The sequence below is a fragment of the uncultured Microbacterium sp. genome (assembly GCF_963524805.1).
In the GTDB taxonomy this organism is placed as follows: domain Bacteria; phylum Actinomycetota; class Actinomycetes; order Actinomycetales; family Microbacteriaceae; genus Microbacterium.
Genome location: NZ_CAURGG010000002.1, coordinates 482,932 through 502,211, shown reverse-complemented (window position 1 = coordinate 502,211; position 19,280 = coordinate 482,932). Strand labels below are relative to the sequence as shown.

Genomic DNA, 19,280 nt, shown 5'->3' with positions numbered 1-19,280 from the left:
CGCGGTCACCGCGGACGGGAATGCGTCGCGGCGGCATCCCGAGGAACTTCGTCGCGGCGCAAGATCCTCAGTCCTTGCCGCCCTCGCCGAGAACCTCGTTCGCGATGCGGAACGCGCTGTTCGCCGCCGGAACGCCCGAGTAGATCGCCGACTGCAGGATGACCTCCCGAACCTCATCGACCGTGAGGCCGTTGCGCAGCGCGGCGCGCAGGTGCATCGCGAGCTCCTCGTGGTGCCCGTGCGCGATGAGCGAGCTGAGCACCGCGACGGATCGGGAGCGGCGGTCCAAGCCCGGCCGCGACCAGATGTCGCCCCACGCGTAGCGCGTGATGAGGTCCTGGAAGTCCGCGGTCACCGCGGTCGTCCCGGCGATCGCGCGGTCGACGTGCGCGTCGCTCAGCACTTCGCGGCGGGCTCTCATGCCCTGCGCGTAGCGCTCGGCGTCGGTGAGGCCTTCGCCGGCGGGGCGGGGTGCGGATTCGGTCATGCGCGTTCTCCTTCAGAGGCATCAGCGGCATCGGCGACGGATGGGAAGAACGCGAGCAGCGCATCAGCGGTCGCCGCCGGTGCCTCGGCGGGGGGCAGATGGGCGACGCCCGCGATCATCTCGGCGCGGCCATCCGCGACGCCGGAAGCGACCTCGGCGGCCTTCGTCTCGGGAGCGACCTCATCGTGCTCGCCCCACAGCGCGACCACCGGCATCCCGAGCTCGCCCAGGCGGTCGCGCACGTCGTACGCGGCGAGCGCTTCGCAGCAGAGGGCATAGCTCTGGGCGTCGGCATCGCGCAGGGCGTGCAGCAGCCGGCCGGACAGCTCCGGCTCGCGCTCCATCGATCCCGGTGCGAACCAGCGCTGCGCCGACGGGATGATCAGCACCGCGGTCGACTGCGCCCGCACGGTGGCCGCGCGTTCGCGCCACGACTCCGGCGAACCCAGCTGCGCGCCGGATGCGACGACCGCGAGCGCCGACACGAGCTGCGGATGCCGCAGCCCGAGCTCCAGGCCGGTCGCGCCGCCGAGCGAGACTCCGGCGTAGAGGATGCGGTCGACGCCGAGCGTGCGGACTGCGTCCGCGACCGCATCGGCGAGATCGGCGACGGTGAACGCCTCGGTCGCGGCCGGCGACGCGCCGTGCCCAGGCAGGTCCCAGGCGACGACGCGGAAGGTCTCCGCCAGGATCGGCAACGTGTTCTCCCAGAGAATGGTCGAGGTCCCGAGCGAGGGGCCGAGCACGAGCAGCGGCGCGTCGGCAGGACCGACCGGCGCGGTCAGGGCGATCGTCGGCACGGTCACGGCTGCTCCCTCGAGACGGCCCGGTCGACGAGGGCGTCGGCCGCTCCGGTGTATCCGGCGGGGTCGAGCAGGGCGTCGACATCGGTATCGGCCAGCTCGGGCTCGGCGCGCAGCAGCGCGGCGAGATCCTCACCGCGGCCGGCGGCCGCGACGGTCGCGGCGACTCGGGACTTTCCGATCAGCGGCGACAGCACGAGCGAGAGCCGCTCGGCGACGATCAGCCCGCGGGTGGCGTCGAGGTTCCGCGCGACCGCATCGGCATCGACCTGGAGTCCCCCCACGAGCCGCGCAGCGGTGGCGGTCGCGCCCAGTGCCAGGCGCAGCAGCTCGCGCAGCGCCGGCCATTCCGCGTGCCACGCGCCGTCGGGCCGCTCGTCGACGGCGAAGGCCGAAGCCAGGTGCAGGGTTGCCGCGAGCTGCGGGGCGCGGAGTGCCGCGGAGCGGATGAGGACGGATGCCGCGGGGTTCTGCTTCTGCGGCATGGCCGACGACCCGCCGCCGACACCTTCGGACAGCTCCGCGATCTCGGTGCGGCTGAGCGTGGCGACGTCGGTCGCGATCACTCCGACCGCGTCGATCGCCTGCACGAGGGCATCTGCGAGTTCGGTCACCGGCCAGCGGGTGGTGTGCCACGGCGCCTCGGGCGCGGCGAGGGCGAGCTCGGCGGCGAAGGCGGCGGGCAGCTCGGCCGCGGCATCCGCACCGTACAGCTCGACGAAGGACGCGAGCGTGCCCCCGGCACCAGCGAGCTGGGCAGGCAGCGCCCCGGCGGCGGCATCCACTCGCAACTCCGCACGCTCGACACCGCGAAGCCAGTTCGCCGCGCGCAGCCCCACCGTGGTGGGGACGGCATGCTGCGTGAGGGTGCGGGCGGCGGCGACCTGGGAGCGGTGCGCACTCGCGAAGTCGCGCAGCGAAGCGGCGGTGGCGTGCAGCGACGCCGAGATCTCCCGCGCGGCCCGGGACGCTGTGAACATCAGCGCCGAGTCGAGGATGTCCTGACTGGTCGCCCCGCGGTGCATCTCGGCGTCTGCTCCGACCGCATCGGTCAGCAGCTTCACGAGCGGGATGACCGGGTTGCCTCCGGCGAGGGATGCCGCTGCCAGCGCGGACGCGTCGATCGCGTGCCCGCGGCAGGGCTCCCCTGGGGCGGTCCAGCCGAAGGAATCCGACACCCGGTGGACGACCTCGTCCGGGCCCAGCCCCAGTGCCCCGCGCGCCCGCACGAGCGCGACTTCCGCGGTGACGAGCGCGTCGAGCACGGCGGCATCCGAGACGGCCCGGTCGTGCCCGACCGTCACCGGCGAGAGCAGGCCGACGTCGAAGGCAGGCCCGTCAGTAGGCAAGGAACACGGTCTCCTTCTCGCCCTGCAGTCGGATGTCGAAGTGGAGTCCGCCGTCGGGCGTGCGCGTTGCGATGAGGCTATCGCGCTCCTCGGGCGTGAGCGAGGACAGCAGGGGGTCCGCGGCGAGCCGCTCCGGGTCCTCGGGGAGGTAGATGCGCGTGTGCAGCTTGTTCGGCAGTCCCCGCGCGAAGACGACCGCCGCGAAGAACGGCGCCTTGCCGTCGATCGCTCCGGGGTTGAGCGTCCAGAACTCGTAGTGGCCGTCATCGGTGGTGGCCGCGCGACCGAAGCCGGTGAAGCTGTGGTCGTCGCGGCGGCGCGCGCCGCGGTCGGTCGGGACGGTCCCCTCGGGCGTCGCCCCGAAGATCTCGACGATCGCGTCGGGGATGGCCGCACCGGCGCCGTCGGTCACCGTGCCCCCGAGCACGATCGCCCCGGGGCTGTGCGGGAAGGCGACCTCGTGCTTCTTGGCGTAGTCCAGACCGAACGCGAAGAACGGGCCGATGGTCTGACCCGGTGTGGGGTCCAGGATCTTGTCGGGCATCAGTGCTCTCCCTCGGGCTCGAACCAGGTGGCGTCGGGACCGTCGACGACGATGTCCCACTCGTAGCCCATCGAGAACTCGGGAACGGTGAGGTCGTGGTTGTAGGCGCCGATCAGGCGGTCCCGGTCCTTCTGACTGCGGATGGAGTTGTAGATCGGGTCCAGCGCGAACAGCGGGTCGCCGGGGAAGTACATCTGCGTGATGATCCGCTGGGTGAACGCGCTGCCGAACACCGAGAAGTGGATGTGCGCCGGTCGCCAGGCGTTCACGTGGTTCTTCCACGGATACGGTCCCGGCTTGATCGTGGTGAAGAAGTACCGCCCGTCGTCGCCGGTCACCAGACGCCCGGCGCCGGTGAAGTTGGGGTCGAGCGGCGCGGGGTGCTGGTCGCGCTGGTGGATGTAGCGGCCCGCGGCATTGGCCTGCCAGATCTCGATGAGCTGATTGCGCAGCGGCCGGCCGTACGAGTCGAGCAGGCGACCGCTCACGGTGATGCGCTCGCCCTGCGGCTCACCCGTGTGCTGCAGCGTGAGGTCGGACTCGATGACGGCGACGTCGCGCTGCCCGAACGCGGGCGAGTAGAGCTCGATCGTCTCGGGGTCGACGAGGCGGGGGTTCTTCGTGGGGTGGCGCAGGATGCTGGAGCGGTAGGGCGGGAAGTCGTACAGGGTGGCCGGAACGCGCTCGCCCGCGGCGACGCGCCGCTCGGCATCCGCGTGCAGGTCGATGATCTCCTGGGTGATCTCGGACTGCGTCACCTGGTCGGGCGAGGCCAGCAGCGTCTCGGGCGCGGCGGCGGTCTGCTCGAGGACGACCGAGGATGCGAAGGCCTCGTCGTCGATGCGGTCGGGGTCGAGTGCGGTCATGGTGTCTCCTTTGACCCGATCGGATGTGCGCAGGTCATTCGGGCGCGACGATCGGTGCGGCGTGTCCATCGTCCACCGTTCGGGATGCCGCGCACACGCGCATTCCCATCCAATGAGAGTCGTGTCAGGCTGTCGGCATGGCCAATTCGACCTCGGGCGACTCCGTCACCGACCGGCTCGTGCGCGTGCTGGAGACCTTTACGCCGACCCGTACCGTGCAGACGGCCGCGGAGATCGGCCGGCGCGCGGGCCTGCCGGGATCGAGCGCCCACCGGATCGTCGGCGAACTCGTCGAGGCCGGACTGCTCGAGCGCGACGGCGATCGCCGCATCCGCATCGGCATGCGCCTGTGGGAGCTGGCCACCCGCTCCTCACAGGCGCTGCGGCTGCGGCAGGCGGCGATGCCCGCGATGGAGCGGGTGCAGGCACGCGTGCGCGAGCACACCCAGCTCGCGATCCTCGAGCAGGACGAGGCCCTCTTCCTCGAGCGGCTGAGCGGACCCGACTCGGGATCGAACGTCACGCGCATCGCCGGGCGCCTGCCCCTGCACGCCTCTTCGTCAGGCCTCGTGCTGCTCGCCTACGGCGACCGGGAGTTGCAGGAGCGCATCCTCGCCGCGCCGCTCCCTCCGCTCACGCGCGAGACGATCACGGATCCGGCGGCGCTGCGCAGAAAGCTCGCGGAGGTTCGAGCGCTGGGCCACGCGGTGGCGCGCGGCTTCATCGAGTCAGTCTCCACGGGGGTCGCCGTGCCCGTCCGCGACGAGACGGGCATGGTCGTCGCCGCGCTGTCGGTCGTGCTCCGCCGCGACGATCCGGTCGAGCCGGCCCTGGTCGAACTGCACGCCGGCAAGCGCGACATCGAGCGGTCGCTGGGCTTCCGGGGGTGAGAGCGGTTTCCCGTTCATCGGGAATGCGTGGAGCCGGAGGCCGGTCGGGATCCCACACTGGGGACACGGCATCCACTCACCGTCGTCGAAGGAGACGCCATGACCACCACCGTCCGCACCCGGGTCGCCATCGTCGGCGCCGGCCCTGCCGGCCTGCTGCTGTCGCACCTGCTCGCCGAGTCCGGGATCGAATCGGTCGTCGTCGATGTGCGCACTCGCGAGCAGATCGAGAGCACGATCCGCGCGGGCATCCTCGAGCAGGGCACCGTCGACGTGCTCGATTCGCTGGGAGAGTTCAGCCGCGCCCGCACCGTCGGCTCCCGCCACGACGGCATCGAGCTTCGGTTCGCCGGCGACGGCCACCGCATCGACTTTCCGAGTCTCGTCGGCCGCAGCGTCTGGCTGTACCCGCAGCACGAGGTGCTCAAGGACCTCATCGCCGCCCGGCTCGCCGCCGGGCAGGACCTGCGCTTCGGTATCACGGTCGATCGGGTCGACGATGACGGCGACCTGCCGCGCGTCCACGCGACCGACGCCGACGGCGCGGAACTCGTGATCGATGCGGACTTCGTCGTCGGCGCCGACGGCTCCCGCAGCGTGGTGCGCGCCGCCGTGACGGGCTCGTCCACCGGCGGCTACTTCCGCGAGTACCCGTTCGCCTGGTTCGGCATCCTGACCGAGGCGCCCCCGAGCGCGCACGAGCTCATCTACAGCAACTCCCCCGACGGCTTCGCGCTGATCAGCCAGCGCAGCGCGACCGTGCAGCGCATGTACTTCCAGTGCGATCCGGATGCCGACCCCAACGCGCTGAGCGAGGCCGAAGTCTGGGAGGCGCTGCAGAAGCGCGTTCCCGGCACCACGCTCATCGAGGGCCCGATCTTCCAGCGCGACGTGCTGCGCTTCCGCAGCTTCGTCGCCCACGAGCTGCGCAAGGGACGCCTGGCGATCGTCGGCGATGCCGCGCACACCGTGCCGCCCACCGGCGCGAAGGGCATGAACCTCGCCGTCGCCGACGTGATCCTGCTGAACCGCGCCCTGCAGGCGCTGCTGCTCGAGGACGACGCGCGGCTCATCGACGGCTTCGCGGATGCCGCCCTCCAGCGCATCTGGAAGGCGCAGCACTTCTCGTGGTGGATGACGAGCATGCTGCACGTCGCGCCCGACGCCTCGGATTTCGACAAGCTGCGCCAGGTCGGCGAGCTGCGCTCGGTCGTCGAGTCCGAGGCCGGGCAGACCTACCTCGCCGAGGCGTACACGGGCTGGCCGTTCCCGGCGGTCTGATCAGCCGTTCGAGTCGGCGCGCAGCTTCTGGAGGACGTCGACCGCGGAGTTGATGGGGCGAGGCTCACCCGGATGCTCGTGACCGAGGTCCGACAGCGACTGGTACTCCATCTCGCGCCGGCCGATGACGAACCAGATGCCGCGAGCGGGCTGGTCGGTCTGGTTCACGTACAGGTGCGGACGGTTCGAGTCGAAGCAGAACGAGTCGCCGGGTTCGAGGTCGTACTTCTCGAAGTCGATGCGCAGGGTCAGCCGGCCGTCAAGGAGCACACCGTACTCCAGGCCCGCATGCCGCATCATCTTGCCCTCGATAGAGGACGAGCCGGCGGGCTGGTACGTCACGATGAGCGGATCCGCCACGGATGATTCGCCGACGGCGAGGCGCTCCCACGTGACGCCGTTCTCCATCTCGATGATCGGATTGTCCTCGCGGCGCTGCACGATGTTGTCGCTGCGCCGCTCGACGGCACCGTCGACGGGCGCGCTGGCCGGTGACATGCCGAGCGGGGACGTCTGAGCGCGGCTCGTTCCCATCAGGCCATCCAGTGAGATGCCGAGATAGTTCACCAGCGCGTAGAGCGTGCTGACCGACGGCTGGGTCTTCCCCGTCTCAACCTGCGACAGCAGGCTTGCCGACACCCCCACCGCACCGGCGACATTGCGGAGGCTGAGCTTGCGCGATTCTCTGACGCGCCGCAGTTCCGAACCCACATCCAGCTGCACGTCGCTCCTTCGTCCCGGCGGGGCGGACATTCAGCTGTGCTGAACAGTCTGCGTTTCTCACATGATAGCGGAGCCCGCAGGCGCACCGGAGGATCGTTTGGGCCCTTCTTTGCCTGACGAGGCGCGCCGTCGTCCAGTGCTGCTTCGTTGCGTCGACGTTCTGTTAAGTATTACTGTACAAGCGAGCGGGTCGCGTGGACCCCGGCAAGGAGATCGACGTGGATCTGGGCAACGGCCTCGGGCATCTGAGCTATTCCACCCTCGTGCACGCGGGTGACACGTGGGAGCAGATGCGCGCGAGTCTGGAGGAGTTCGTCCCGCGGGTCAAAGCGCGCGTATCGCCCGAGGAGCCCTTCGCGGTCTCGCTGCGCATGTCGGCCGCCACGGTTCAGACCCTGCGCGGGTCCGCCTCGGAGCGCGCCTCACTGCGCGCCTTCCTGGACGAGAACGACCTGTACCTCTATACGGTCAACGCGTTCCCCTACGGCCCCTTCAAGGGGCGGCGGGTGATGGAAGACGTGTACGAGCCCGACTGGAGCAGCGAGGAGCGCATCGCGTACACGATCGGCGTGGCCGAACTGCTCGCAGAACTCACGCCCGCGAGCATCGATCCCAGTATCCAGAGCGCTCCCCTGGCCTTCGCCGCGAATGTCCACGGCGAAGCGGACATCGCCCGACTCACCACGAACACGCTGCGCGTGGTCGCCCACCTGCGCGCCCTCGAGCAACGGACCGGCCGACGGGTCAAGCTCGCGCTCGAGCCGGAGCCCGCCTGCTATCTCGAGACCACCGACGAGACCGTGACCTTCTTCCAGGAGCGCATCCACTCCCGCGCCGGCGTCGAGGAGCTTGCGCGCCTCGCCTCGATCCCGGTGAGCGAGGCTGAGGGCGCCATCCGCCGCTACCTCGGCATCGTGTTCGACATCGGTCACCAGACAGTGGGTTTCGAGGACATCACCGCGTCGCTGAACAAGCTCGTGGATGCCGGCATCCCCATCTTCAAGCTCCAGGAGGCCGCCGCCCTGTGGGTCGAGCGACTCACCGAGGAGATGCCCCCGCAGCTTCGGGTGTTCACGGACACGATCTATCTGAGCCAGTCGACGCTGCGCGCCGAGGGACGGGTGACGAAGTACCTCCACCTCGGCGACGCACTGGACGCGTATGAGGCGAACCCGGTGCCGACCGAGCTGCGGACGCACTTCCACGTGCCGGTGTTCCTCTCCGAGATCGGCCCGTTCCGAACGACCCGCTTCGGTGTCGAAGACGCGCTGCGACTGCACCGCGAGCTTCCGCTCAGCGACCACCTCGAGATCGAGACCTACACCTGGGACGTCCTGCCCGAAGCGCTCAAGACCGGCGACATCGTCGACTACGTCGTTCGCGAGCTGGAGTTCGTCCGGTCGCGGCTGCAGGACTGAAGCCATCTTGAGAGCGCGGCCCGAGATCGACTCGGACCGCGCTCTCTCGTGCGGTCAGACGTCGCGATCAGGTCGCACCGCGCATGACGCCGCGGCGACGCTGCGAGCGCACCAGCGCGTAGACGATGGCGGCGGCCAGGATGAGGGCACCCTGGAGCACGTACTGCCAGAGCTGATCCAGGCGAAGGAACACCGTCGCGTTGAGCACCTGCACCAGCAGCACCGAGCCGAGCAGCGTTCCCACGAAGGTGCCGCGCCCGCCCAGCAGACTCGTGCCGCCGAGGACGACGGCGGTGATGCTGGACAGCGTGTACGCCACGCCCTGGGCCGGGTCGCCGATGCCGATCTGCGTCATGAGCATGATCGCTCCGAGGAAGGTCAGCGCGGAGGTCGAGACGTAGGCCAGGACCACCGTCCGGTTGATGTCGACGCCGACGCGGCGAGCCGACTCCTCATCGGATCCTGCCGCGCGCAGCTGCCAGCCCCAACGGGTGCGTCGCAGCGCGTACTCGAGACCGACGACGACCAGCACGAGGACGATGAAGGCGATCGGGATGGGACCGAGTTTGGTCGTGATCGCCCGCGAGACGTCCGCGTTGATGAATCCCGCGGCGGTCGGACGCACCAGGAAGCTCATGCCCTGCAGGGCGATGTACACGGTCAACGTCGCGGCGATCGCGGTGAATTTCACGTATCGGATCAGCACGCCGTTGATGAGCCCGACGATGATCGAGACGGCGAGCATCGCGGCGAGCCCGAAGAGGATGGATGCGACCGGGGACTCGTCCAGGATGAAGAACGACCCGACCACGACCAGGAAGCCGACCAGGGGCCCGACGGAGAGGTCGATGCCGCCGGTGAGCAGGGCGATGGTCTGCCCGAGCGCGATGAAGCCGAGCGCGCTGACCAGGAGCAGCATCGAGGAGATGTTGAACGCGCCCAGGTACCGGTCGTTCTGCGCGAAGATGAAGGCGCCGAGGCCGATGATGACGGCGACCAGCAGCACGGCCGGGGCGTAGTCGCCCTGCACGAATCGACGGATCTTCGCCCGGCGCACTGCCGAGCGATCGCCGCTGTCGGCATCGAGCGTCGAGTCGATGCTGACGGTCTGCGTGGTCGAGCTGACCGCAGCGCCGATCATGCGCTCCTCGGTCAGCTCGTCGCCGCGGAGGACCTCGACGACGTGTCCGCGCGACATGACGATCACCGTGTCGCAGAGCCCCTCGAGCTCCTTCGCGTCGGAGGACGCCACGATGACGGGGATGCCGGTCGCCGACACGTCGCGCAGGATCTGGTAGATCTCGGCACGGGCGCCGACATCGACGCCCTGCGTGGGCTCATCGGCCAGGACGAGGGTCGGCTCGGAGAGCAGAGCGCGGGCCACCATGACCTTCTGCTGGTTGCCGCCCGAGAGCGATGAGACGTTCGCATCGAGCGAGGCGGCCTTGACCGAGAGGGAGCCGAGCGTGTCTCCGACCATCCCGAGCTCGCGCTTGCGGTTCATCAGCAGCCCGGACCGGAAGCGCTTGAGTGCCGACACCGCGGCGTTCTCGCGCACGGAGAGCCGCATCATCAGACCCTCGCTCAGCCGGTCGGCGGGGAGGTAGGCGGCGAGGTTGAGGAGCGCCTTGCCCGTCATCTGCGTGCCGTTCACGCTCACGGAGCCGTCGAACGGCGAGAGCCCGGCGAGAGCGCGGAGCAGTTCGCTCTGGCCGTTGCCCACCACACCGGCGATGCCGATGATCTCGCCGCGGTGTGCTTCGAGCGAGACGCTGTTGAAGCCCGCGCCGGTGAGTCCCGACAGGACGAAGTTCGGCGCCGCGTTCTGCGCGGAGTCGTGTTTCGGCGGGAACGTCGAATCGAGCTGGCGACCGACGATCAGGGCGAGCAGCTCGCCGTCCGAAATCTCGTCCACGACGGCCGTGGCCCTGAGGCGACCGTCGCGGAGCACGGTCACCCGATCCGCGAGCTCGCGCACCTCCGCGAGGCGGTGCGTGATGTAGACGACCGAGCTGCCCGTCGCGACGGCATCCCGCACCAGCTGGAAGAGCAGGTCGACCGACTCCGCACCCAGGGGGGCCGTGGGTTCGTCGAGGACCAGAAGGGACGGGTTGACCGCGAGCGCCTTGGCGATCTCGAGCAGGTGCTTCTTGGCGACCGAGAGGGTCTCGACGCGGTCGGACAGATGGACGCGGAGGTTCACGCGGTTCAGGAGCGCTCGTGCGGCGTCTTCTCGGGAGCCGTTCCCGGCGAAGACGGACGGCGGCAGCGCCACCAGGAGGTTCTCGAAGACCGTGAGATCGGGCATGACGGCGGGGTGCTGGTGCACGAACGCGATGCCGAGCCGGGCAGCCTCGCGCGGGTCGAGGCTCTCGATCGCCCGGCCCTGGAAGACCATCGCTCCGGTGTCGGGCCGGATCGTGCCGGTCGCGACGTTCATGAGCGTCGACTTGCCGGCTCCGTTCTCGCCGAGCAGCGCATGCACTTCGCCGGGGAGCACCTCGAGCGCGACGTCGGTCAGAGCGGCGACACCGCCGAAGCTCTTGGAGATGCCCGACATGGCCAGCGTCGCGACGACGGTGGGCGCTTCGGCGGTCTCGGTGTTCACAGGGGCCTCACTCTGCGGGTGGCGGTTACGGGGGTGAGGCCTCCCGGGCCGGCAGCGGATGCTGCGGCCCGGGAGGCCGGTCGTGCTACTTCAGCAGCGCGGCCTGGTCTTCCGGGGACATCTGCGCGGACAGGTAGATGTCGCCCGGCAGATCGTCGCGGCAGGTGACGTCGTTGGGGTCACCGGTCACCGAGTTCTCGAACACCGGCGCCTCGAAGACGTCCGAGGACGGGATCTTGCCGCCGGTCGCGCGGGCTACCGCGTGCTGCACCGCGAGGCGGACGTTGTCATTGCCCGTCGCGACGGTGAACAGCGAGAAGTCCGGGTTCGTGGCGACCTTCTCCTGCTGGAAGCAGGCCAGCACGTTGCCGTCCGAGGTGACCAGCGCCGGGATGGAGCGACCGCTCTTCTCGAATTCGGGAAGCGCGCCCACCAGTGACGGACCGAAGTCCGAGACGATGACGTCGATCTTGTCGTACTTCGCGATCGCGGCCGTCAGCACCTGCTGGCTGAGTGCCGGGTCCCAGTTGGTGACCTCGTAGGGCTGCTCGCCGAGGTAGACGTACTTGTCATCCGTGAGGACGGACTCGAAGCCCTTGCGCTCGTCGATGCCCTGGCTGTTGCCGGCCGGTCCGCTCAGGAACAGGATGTTGGCACCGTCGGGGAAGTTCTCCTTGATCCAGCCGCCCCACGCCTCTCCATCGGCGACGAAGTCCGCTCCGACCCACAGGTCGTAGTCCTCGCCGGCCTTTCCGCCCGGGTCGACGCGGTACGGGACCGTCACGACGCCGGCCTCGTAGGCGCTGCGCAGTGCGGGGAGCATCGCTTCGCCGGCATCCGGGAAGACCACGATCGCGTCGGCGCCGGAGGCGACCATTCCCTGGATGTCCGAGATCGCCTTCTGGGTGTCGCCCTGACCATCGGCGTACAGGTAGTCCACGACGCTCGGGCACTTGGCCACTTCGTCGGCGCCGGCAGCCGTGGTCACGAGCCTCCAGCTGTTGCCGCCGAAGCCGTCGAGCAGTCCCACGACGGCCTCATCGGGTCCGCACCAATCGGGCGCGCCCTCCACAGAGGTGCCGCCCGATGAGGCGGGTTCGCTGGAATCGCCGGAGTCGCTCGAACATCCTGCGAGCACCAGCGCCGCGAGGCCCACTGCGGCGACAGCCGCGGAGATTCTGCGGTAGTTCATGTTCTCCTCCGTAATCCGTGCGACAGCTGCGTCGCGCGGTCTTTTCTCTTGGTGCACCCCGCTCCGGGTGAGCGGGAATTCTCAGGTGACAGCAGGCGTCGAACTGGGCGGCGGCACCGTCGGGGACGACGCCGTGAAACGGCGCCGGACCGCGGCCCAGTCGACGGTGTAGATCGCCACGCCGATCGCGAGAGCCGCCGCCTGCACGAGCGTCCGGACGGCGAACGGCACGCCCAGAGCGAGCACGAACTGGTCGAGCTGGCTGAGGAACAGCGCGGCGACGACTGTGGCGGCGGGAAAGCCCCGTCCGCCCAGCAGCGACGTTCCGCCGAGCACGACGACGGCGACCGAGGTCAGCAGGTACGAATTGCCCTGGAACGCCGTGGGCTGGTTCGTGATGCCTGCGAGCAGGATGCCGGCGGTGGCGAAGAGCAGCTGGGACCACACGTAGGCCGCGCCGCGGTGCGTGCGGTATCGCAGGCCCGTCGCCCGCGCGGCGGCCGGGCTCGCACCGACGGCTTCGAAGCGACGGCCGGCGACGGTCTTCTTGACGAGCAGCATGACCAGCGCGAGAAACCCGAGTGCGAACAGGACGGCGTTCGGGATGCCGACCGTGCGGCCTCCGGCGATCGTGCTGAGCAGCCGCGTGGTCGTGCGCGGGATGCCGCCGGAGATGCCCAGGACGGCGCCGAACAGCAGGGCGTTCGTGCCGAGGGTCGCGATGATCGGATTCAGCCCGAGGCGACCGACGAGCAGGCCGTTGAGCAGGCCCGCGCCGATCGCCCACGCGTAGACGGCGAGCACCGCCGGAAGCAGCAGGCCGTCGTTCTCATTCGGGATGTGCGTCGCGAGGACGACCGCGAGCGAGACCGCCCCCGGCACCGAGAGGTCGATGCCGCCCTGCTGCACGACCAGCATCTGGCCGAGGCCGATGATCGCGAGCACCGACGCGAACGGCAGCATGCCCAGGATCGCACCCTGGGAGACGCTGCTCGGCGCGAGCAGGAAGCCGAGCAGGACGAGCACGACCGTCGAGATCGCCATCGTGAGCAGACCCTTGGAGCGCCCGAACCGGACACTGCCGAGTCGACGCTGCGTCGTCTCTGCGGTCATGCTCTCCCCTTCGAAAGTATGAGTAGTCCGTCCCGTGGTGGTGGACGAAGTGTTGAGTCACACTTTATGGAGTGTTGCCCTTGTTCACAAGATGCACAAGTAACGATTCCCTCACCATGTCGTCCCGGCGACGGGTGAAGTAGCGTCTCAAGCGCTCCTGACCCGCATGGAATCAACGAATGCGACTCCGCGTCGAGGATCGCCTGGAGCACACGCCGCGCCTGAGGTACTGTTTACTTCAGCTGTACAACCCGTTCAAAGGAGATCGTGATGAGCAGTGCGCAGACGCGACGGGCGCTCGTGGTGGGAGCGACCGGGATCGCCGGCCAGACCGTGTCGCATGAACTGATGCGTCACGGGTGGGAGGTGCACGGACTCGCGCGGCGCACCGACCGGCTGCCTTCCGGCGTTCGGGCGGTCCCCGCCGACCTTCTGGATGCCGATGCGACCCGCGCCGCGGTCGCCGGCATCCGCCCCGAGATCGTCATCGTCACGGCCTGGATCCGCAAGGACTCCGAGGCGGAGAACATCGAGGTCAACAGCCTGACCCTCCGCAATCTCTTCGCCGGGCTGGAGCCTGACGGCGGCGTCCGGCACGTCGCCCTGCTCACCGGCCTGAAGCACTATCTCGGCCCGTTCGAGGACTATGCGACCGGGGTGAAAGCGGAGACGCCCTTCCATGAGGACGAGCCGCGGCTGCCCAGCCCGAACTTCTACTACGCGCAGGAGGACGAGCTGTTCGCCGCCGCCGAGCGCATGGGCTTCACCTGGAGCGTGCACCGCTCGCACACCATCCTCGGCTTCGCGGTCGACAACGCGATGAACATGGTGCTCACGCTCTCGGTGTACGCCACGATCTGCCGGGAGCTCGGTCTGCCGTTCGTCTTCCCCGGATCCGTGCAGCAGTGGAATTTCATCACCGACCTCACCGATGCCGACCTGCTCGGCGAGCAGTTGGTATGGGCATCGACTCACCCGGCAGCCGAGAACGAGGCGTTCAACATCGCGAACGGCGACGTGTTCCGCTGGCGGTGGCTGTGGCCGCAGATCGCCGACCACTTCGGGCTGGCCTGGGAGGGCCCGACCGAGACCCCGCGCACGCTCGAGGCAGCCATGACCGATGTCGCCCCCGACGTGTGGCGTCGGATCGCGGCGCGAGAGGGCCTCGCCGAGGCCGACGTGACCAAGCTCGCATCGTGGTGGCACAGCGACAGCGACCTCGGCCGCGAGATCGAGTGCCTGACCGACATGAACAAGAGCAAGGAAGCCGGCTTCCTCGGTTTCCGCGCGACGCCGCGGAGCTTCTTCGAGAACATCGCCCGCTACCGCGAGGCGCGCCTCATCCCCTGAAGCCCCCCATCGAGCTCACCGCGCGCTAGAGCGTCGCGGTGAGTTCGATGTGCGCCTTGATGGTCTCGGCCGGCCGCTGAGCCGCGGCGAGCGCCTCGGTGGCTTCGTCGATCGGGTACCGCTGCGTCACCAGTGACGACAGGTCGATCCCGGTCTGGGCCATGAAGCGCAGCGTCTCGGGCCAGACACCGGGCGAGCCGATCGACCCGGTGATCGTCAGCTCCTTGGACTGGATGAGCCCGAGCTTTGCGGGCGCTTCCCGGCCGACGTCGATGCCGATGTAGCCGATGCGGGCCTTGAACCCCGCGATCTCCAGCGCCTGAGCCATGACGTCGGGGCGTCCGGTGGCCTCGACGACCACGCTCGCGCCCGTGCCGCCGGTCAGACCCGCGAGGAGCTCGTCCAGTTCGTCGGGTGCTACGGCGCGATGCGCGCCGAGCGCGAGGGCCTTCTCCCGGCGGTGCGCGCTGGGCTCCACGACGATCGTGCGCGCGCCGAGGGCGACGGCACCCGCGCAGACCGCCAGACCGATGGGTCCTGCGCCGAGCACGACCAGCGTGTCGCTCGCATTGACGTTGCCGATCCGCATGAGCGCGTAGTACGCGACGCTGAACGGCTCGACGAGCGCACCGTTCGTCCAGGTGACCTCGTCGGGCAGGCGGTGCAGCCACGACTCCTTCGCGATGAAGAGCTCGGCGGCTGCCCCGCTGATCGAGAACCCGAAGTGGTCGTCGCCGATCACGCACTCCCCCACGACGCGGTCGCCCTTCGTGAAGCGCGTGACGGCCTCGCCGGTGGCCATCACCTCGCCCGACCATTCGTGTCCCGGGATCAGCGGGTAGTGGAACGGGATGATGTAGCGACCTTCGAGCAGCTCGATGTCGGAATGGCAGACCCCGACCGATCGGGCTGCGATCAGTACTTCGTCGGCGGCGATCTGCGGGGTGGGCAGCTCGTCGACCTGCGGAACTCCTTCGGCGACGAATCGCAGTGCCTTCATGTGCTCTCCCGGGGTGATGTGGATGATCGGATGCTGCGACCGGCTACTGCGCCCGGACGAGGACTTTGACCTGGTCGCCCGTGGGCGACAGCAGCGTCTCGAAGCCCTTCTCGACGATGTCGGCCATGTCGATGCGGGCGCTCACGACCTGCTCGACATCCATTCGGCCTCCGCCGATCAGCGAGATGATCCGCGGCCAGTCGGTGACGGGGTAGCACCACGTGCCGCGCAGGGTGATGTCGCGCTCGGACAGCACCATCGGGTCGATCGCGGCAGGGCGGGTGTGCAGCCCCGTCTGCGAGATGCTGCCCGACGCCCGCACGGCCGCCAGAGCGGTCTGCAGGGCGATCTCGTTGCCGGAGCACTCGATCACGGCATCCACCCCGATTCCGCCCGTGCGGTCCTTCAGCTCCGCGGCGACGTCGGTCGAGCGGGGGTCCAGCAGCTCGCCGACATCCAGCGAGCGCGCCAGTTCGCGCCGTTTCGGATTGACCTCCGAGAGGAAGACCGTGGCGCCGAGGGACGCCGCGTACAGCGACGCGAGCGCGCCGATCGGACCGAGCCCAGTGATCAGGACCGTGTCGCCGGGGCGGACACCGGCACGGTCGACGCCGTAGGCGGCCACCGCCGTCGGCTCGACCAGGGCTCCCTGGATGTCGGACATCGAGTCGGGGAGCTTCGAGACCTTCGACTCGGGGACGACGCATTGCTCCGCGATCCCACCCCACGCGTCGCTGAGGCCGACGCACGCCATCGACGTGCAGAGGTGGTTGAGGCCCCGCTGGCAGAAGTAGCACGTGCCGCAGAACAGCAGCGGCATGACCGACACCCGATCGCCGACGCCCACCGAGCGGACCTCGCGTCCGACTTCGAGCACCTCCCCGGAGAACTCGTGACCGAGGATCTGCGGGGCGACCGAGCCGTTCAGCCGGTGCGGGCTCGTGGGGATCACGATGGGCCCGACCGCGTACTCGTGCAGGTCCGTGCCGCAGATCCCGCACCACAGCGGGCGCAGGCGCACCTCCGTCGGGCCGACGGAGGTGGGCTCGGCCACCTCCTCGACCCGGATGTCCTTGGCGTCGTGGAAGACGGCTGCTCTCATGTCGCTCTCTCACCCTTCATCGGTTGCACGTTCTCGATCGATTGCTCACGCCGCGGGGGCGTGCTGCCGGCTGCGGGTCGGGTCGAACAGGACCTTCCCCCGGATCTGTCCGGCGGCCAGGCGTCCGAGCTGCTCGGGGACGGCATCCAATCCGTACACCGCCTCGACGAGCTCCTCACCCAGGTCCGTCGTGGCCAGGATCTGCAGCGCAGGCGCGAGATCCTCGTCGCACACGTGCGCGACGGTCGTGACGATCGACACCTCGCTGAGCACCAGGCGGTGCACGTTCAGCTCCTGTGCACCGGAGGGCAGGCCCACACCGAGGATCGTGCCGCCCGGGCGCACGAAATCGAGGGCTCTCGCGAGCTGGCCCGGCGCCCCGGTGGCTTCGATCACGACGTCCGCGCCACGCGGACCCACGAGCCGGCGGAGCCCGGCCTCGACGTCCGATTCGACCTCGACGACGTGGGCCGCCCCGATGCGCAGCGCCCGATCCAGCCGCTCACCGGCGAAGTCCACGACGATGATCTCAGCATCCGCGAGGGAGACCAGTCCGGCGAGGATGAATGTGCCGATCGCGCCCGCACCGAAGAGGATCACGCGATCCCCGTCCCGGGCGCCGGCGCGGCGGGCGGCGTGCAGACCGACCGCCAGCGGCTGGGCCACACCGGCGTCATCCAGCGAGCAGTTCTGCGGGATGGGCCTGAGCGTCGAGACCGCGACCGCGACGTACTCGGCCAAGCCCCCGTCGATGTTCAAGCCGTGCGTCACGTAGCGCTGGCAGAGGTTCGTGCGGCCTTCCAGGCACCGGTCGCATTCGCCGCACGAAACGCCCGCCCCCGAGGCCACCCGGTCGCCGATGACGAAGCCCCCGACATCCTCAGCGCCGAGCGCGACGATCTCGCCGACGAACTCGTGCCCGATGACCAGCGGACCCTGATGGCCGCTCACCGGGTGCGGGCGATCGATGGGGAACATGATCGGGCCGGACCTGAACTCGGTCGCATCGGTTCCGCAGATGCCGCTGCGCAGCACGCGCACGAGCGCTTGGCCGGCGGCGGGCAACGGAATCGGGCGCCGCTCGACGCGCACATCGCCCCGGCCATGGAACACCGCGGCCGACATGGTGTCGGGGATCGGGCTCGCGCCGGTCATGCGCTGCCGCGCCCCCACTCGGTGTTGAGGTGCGACTGCGAGTCGCGGGTCAGGTTGAGCGGGCCGCCCACGGCGTAGTAGCGCTGGCCCGCGACGAGCAGCTCCTCGGCGGGGAACTTCGTGATGACCTCGCAGCCGTCGGCGGTGACCACGAGCTCCTCCTCGATCCGTGCTGCCCCCCACCCGTCTGCCGAGGGCCAGTAGGTCTCGAGAGCGAAGACCATGCCCTCCTTGAGCTCTTCGGGGTGGTCGAGGCTGACCAGGCGCGAGAAGATCGGCTTCTCCCAGATCGACAGCCCCACGCCGTGGCCGTACTGCAGGGCGAAAGCCGCTTCCTCGTCGGCGAAGCCGAACTCCTGCGCCGTCGGCCACACCGAGACGATGTCGGCCGTCGTCGCCCCGGGCTTGACGAGCGCGATCGCGCGATCCATGTACTCGCGGGCCCGGGTGTACGCGTCGCGCTGCGCCGAGCTGGCCGAGCCGACCGCGAACGTGCGGTAGTAGCACGTGCGGTAGCCGTTGAAGCTGTGCAGGATGTCGAAGAACGCCGGATCGCCGGGACGGATCAGCCGGTCGCTGAACACGTGCGGGTGCGGCGAGCAGCGCTCGCCCGAGATCGCGTTGACGCCCTCGACGTACTCCGAGCCGAGGTCGTAGAGCGTCTTGGCCACGAGCCCCACCGCTTCGTTCTCGCGGACGCCGGGACGCAGGAACCGGTACAGCTCTTCGTAGGCGGCATCCACCATCGAGGCGGCCTGGGTGAGCAGGCGGATCTCGTCGCCGGTCTTGATGCGTCGGGCCTCCATGAACAGCTGCTGGCCGTCGACGACCTCGATGCCCTCGCGCTGCAGGGCGAACAGGATCGGCAGCTCGATCACGTCGACTCCGAGAGGCTGGTTCGCCAGGCCGAACTTCTCGAGTTCCCGTTTGATCTTCTTGGCGACCCCTTCGGCGATGCCGGCGTCGGGCGGGAAGGCGCCGCGCAGCGTGGAGATCCCGGCGCGTGCGCCGCTCTCCAGCCGCGGGCGCTTGGCCCCCTCGTGCGGCGCGCTGGGATCGGCATCCATCTCCGTGCTCGTCACGTCCAGCCACGGGTTGTACAGCTTGTGGTGCTTCGCGGCCGAACCGAAGTCCCACGAGATGGGATCGGAGTTGCGGGTCAGCAGGCTGAAGCGGATGAGCTTGTCCATCGCCCAGGTGCCGATGTGCGTCGCGGTCATGTAGCGGATGTTGGCGAAGTCGAAGGCCAGCACTGCTCCCAGCTCGGAGCTCTCGAGCTGAGAGCGGAGCCTGGCGAGTCTGTCATCGCGCAGCCGGTCGAAGTCGACCCGCGTCTCCCAGTCGACCGCGTTGGTTCCCGTGGTGCCGGTGCTCTTCATGATGCGCTCTCTCGGTTCTC

At 69.5% G+C, this 19,280-nt stretch carries 17 protein-coding genes; 4 read left to right on the top strand and 13 right to left on the bottom strand.

Annotated elements, in window-relative coordinates:
* Positions 1 to 67 precede the first annotated feature (67 nt).
* Genes pcaC through pcaH form a run of 5 tightly spaced genes read right to left on the bottom strand, consistent with a single transcriptional unit; the run spans position 68 to position 4,049 of the window.
* A complete protein-coding gene (pcaC, locus tag RWQ91_RS06905; protein WP_314504003.1) occupies positions 68 to 487 on the bottom strand; it encodes a 4-carboxymuconolactone decarboxylase in 420 nt (139 codons plus the stop codon).
* Entirely contained in the window at positions 484 to 1,293 is an 810-nt protein-coding gene (locus tag RWQ91_RS06900) for an alpha/beta fold hydrolase (protein WP_314504000.1), read from the bottom strand. The genes pcaC and RWQ91_RS06900 overlap by 4 nt, the downstream gene beginning before the upstream one ends.
* Positions 1,290 to 2,639: a lyase family protein gene (locus RWQ91_RS06895; protein ID WP_314503998.1), complete on the bottom strand. Its 1,350-nt coding sequence runs from the start codon at positions 2,637 to 2,639 to the stop codon at positions 1,290 to 1,292. Before RWQ91_RS06895 ends, RWQ91_RS06900 begins: the two co-directional genes overlap by 4 nt.
* Entirely contained in the window at positions 2,629 to 3,183 is a 555-nt protein-coding gene (gene pcaG, locus RWQ91_RS06890) for a protocatechuate 3,4-dioxygenase subunit alpha (protein ID WP_314503995.1), read from the bottom strand. Before pcaG ends, RWQ91_RS06895 begins: the two co-directional genes overlap by 11 nt.
* Entirely contained in the window at positions 3,183 to 4,049 is an 867-nt protein-coding gene (gene pcaH / locus RWQ91_RS06885) for a protocatechuate 3,4-dioxygenase subunit beta (protein WP_314503993.1), read from the bottom strand. Before pcaH ends, pcaG begins: the two co-directional genes overlap by 1 nt.
* A gap of 137 nt (positions 4,050 to 4,186) precedes the next feature.
* On the opposite strand from pcaH, the gene RWQ91_RS06880 reads away from it, so the two are divergent.
* The gene (locus tag RWQ91_RS06880) at positions 4,187 to 4,939 is read left to right on the top strand and encodes an IclR family transcriptional regulator (RefSeq protein WP_314503991.1); all 753 of its coding nucleotides are present in this window, start codon (positions 4,187 to 4,189) and stop codon (positions 4,937 to 4,939) included.
* A gap of 99 nt (positions 4,940 to 5,038) precedes the next feature.
* Complete coding sequence (locus tag RWQ91_RS06875; RefSeq protein WP_314503989.1) at positions 5,039 to 6,220, top strand: 4-hydroxybenzoate 3-monooxygenase; 1,182 nt, start codon at positions 5,039 to 5,041, stop codon at positions 6,218 to 6,220.
* Here the strand turns inward: RWQ91_RS06875 and RWQ91_RS06870 are convergent, their stop codons facing one another.
* Positions 6,221 to 6,943: a cupin domain-containing protein gene (locus RWQ91_RS06870; RefSeq protein WP_314503988.1), complete on the bottom strand. Its 723-nt coding sequence runs from the start codon at positions 6,941 to 6,943 to the stop codon at positions 6,221 to 6,223.
* 194 nt (positions 6,944 to 7,137) lie between these two features.
* Here RWQ91_RS06870 and eboE point away from each other — a divergent pair, with 194 nt between their 5' ends.
* Complete coding sequence (gene eboE, locus RWQ91_RS06865) at positions 7,138 to 8,361, top strand: metabolite traffic protein EboE (protein ID WP_314503985.1); 1,224 nt, start codon at positions 7,138 to 7,140, stop codon at positions 8,359 to 8,361.
* Positions 8,362 to 8,428: 67 nt separating this feature from the next.
* Here the strand turns inward: eboE and RWQ91_RS06860 are convergent, their stop codons facing one another.
* The 3 genes from RWQ91_RS06860 to RWQ91_RS06850 all read right to left on the bottom strand — a co-directional run bounded on the left by RWQ91_RS06860 (position 8,429) and on the right by RWQ91_RS06850 (position 13,274).
* On the bottom strand, positions 8,429 to 10,969 hold the full coding sequence (locus tag RWQ91_RS06860; RefSeq protein ID WP_314503983.1) for an ATP-binding cassette domain-containing protein: 2,541 nt from the start codon (positions 10,967 to 10,969) through the stop codon (positions 8,429 to 8,431).
* 85 nt (positions 10,970 to 11,054) lie between these two features.
* Positions 11,055 to 12,161 (bottom strand): substrate-binding domain-containing protein, encoded by a 1,107-nt coding sequence (locus RWQ91_RS06855; protein ID WP_314503980.1) that lies wholly within the window; start codon positions 12,159 to 12,161, stop codon positions 11,055 to 11,057.
* An 81-nt stretch (positions 12,162 to 12,242) separates the two neighbouring features.
* Complete coding sequence (locus tag RWQ91_RS06850; RefSeq protein WP_314503975.1) at positions 12,243 to 13,274, bottom strand: ABC transporter permease; 1,032 nt, start codon at positions 13,272 to 13,274, stop codon at positions 12,243 to 12,245.
* A gap of 270 nt (positions 13,275 to 13,544) precedes the next feature.
* Between RWQ91_RS06850 and RWQ91_RS06845 the strand changes: the two genes are divergently transcribed.
* Positions 13,545 to 14,624 (top strand): SDR family oxidoreductase, encoded by a 1,080-nt coding sequence (locus RWQ91_RS06845; RefSeq protein WP_314503973.1) that lies wholly within the window; start codon positions 13,545 to 13,547, stop codon positions 14,622 to 14,624.
* A gap of 25 nt (positions 14,625 to 14,649) precedes the next feature.
* On the opposite strand, the gene RWQ91_RS06840 is transcribed toward RWQ91_RS06845, so the two are convergent.
* From RWQ91_RS06840 to RWQ91_RS06825, 4 genes are read right to left on the bottom strand one after another with little or no spacing between them, the layout of a single operon-like run.
* Complete coding sequence (locus tag RWQ91_RS06840; RefSeq protein ID WP_314503971.1) at positions 14,650 to 15,624, bottom strand: zinc-binding dehydrogenase; 975 nt, start codon at positions 15,622 to 15,624, stop codon at positions 14,650 to 14,652.
* A gap of 43 nt (positions 15,625 to 15,667) precedes the next feature.
* Positions 15,668 to 16,726: a 2,3-butanediol dehydrogenase gene (locus RWQ91_RS06835; protein ID WP_314503968.1), complete on the bottom strand. Its 1,059-nt coding sequence runs from the start codon at positions 16,724 to 16,726 to the stop codon at positions 15,668 to 15,670.
* Positions 16,727 to 16,771: 45 nt separating this feature from the next.
* On the bottom strand, positions 16,772 to 17,881 hold the full coding sequence (locus tag RWQ91_RS06830; protein WP_314503966.1) for an alcohol dehydrogenase catalytic domain-containing protein: 1,110 nt from the start codon (positions 17,879 to 17,881) through the stop codon (positions 16,772 to 16,774).
* Entirely contained in the window at positions 17,878 to 19,260 is a 1,383-nt protein-coding gene (locus RWQ91_RS06825; protein WP_314503963.1) for a Xaa-Pro peptidase family protein, read from the bottom strand. Before RWQ91_RS06825 ends, RWQ91_RS06830 begins: the two co-directional genes overlap by 4 nt.
* Between the last annotated feature and the right edge of the window lie 20 nt (positions 19,261 to 19,280).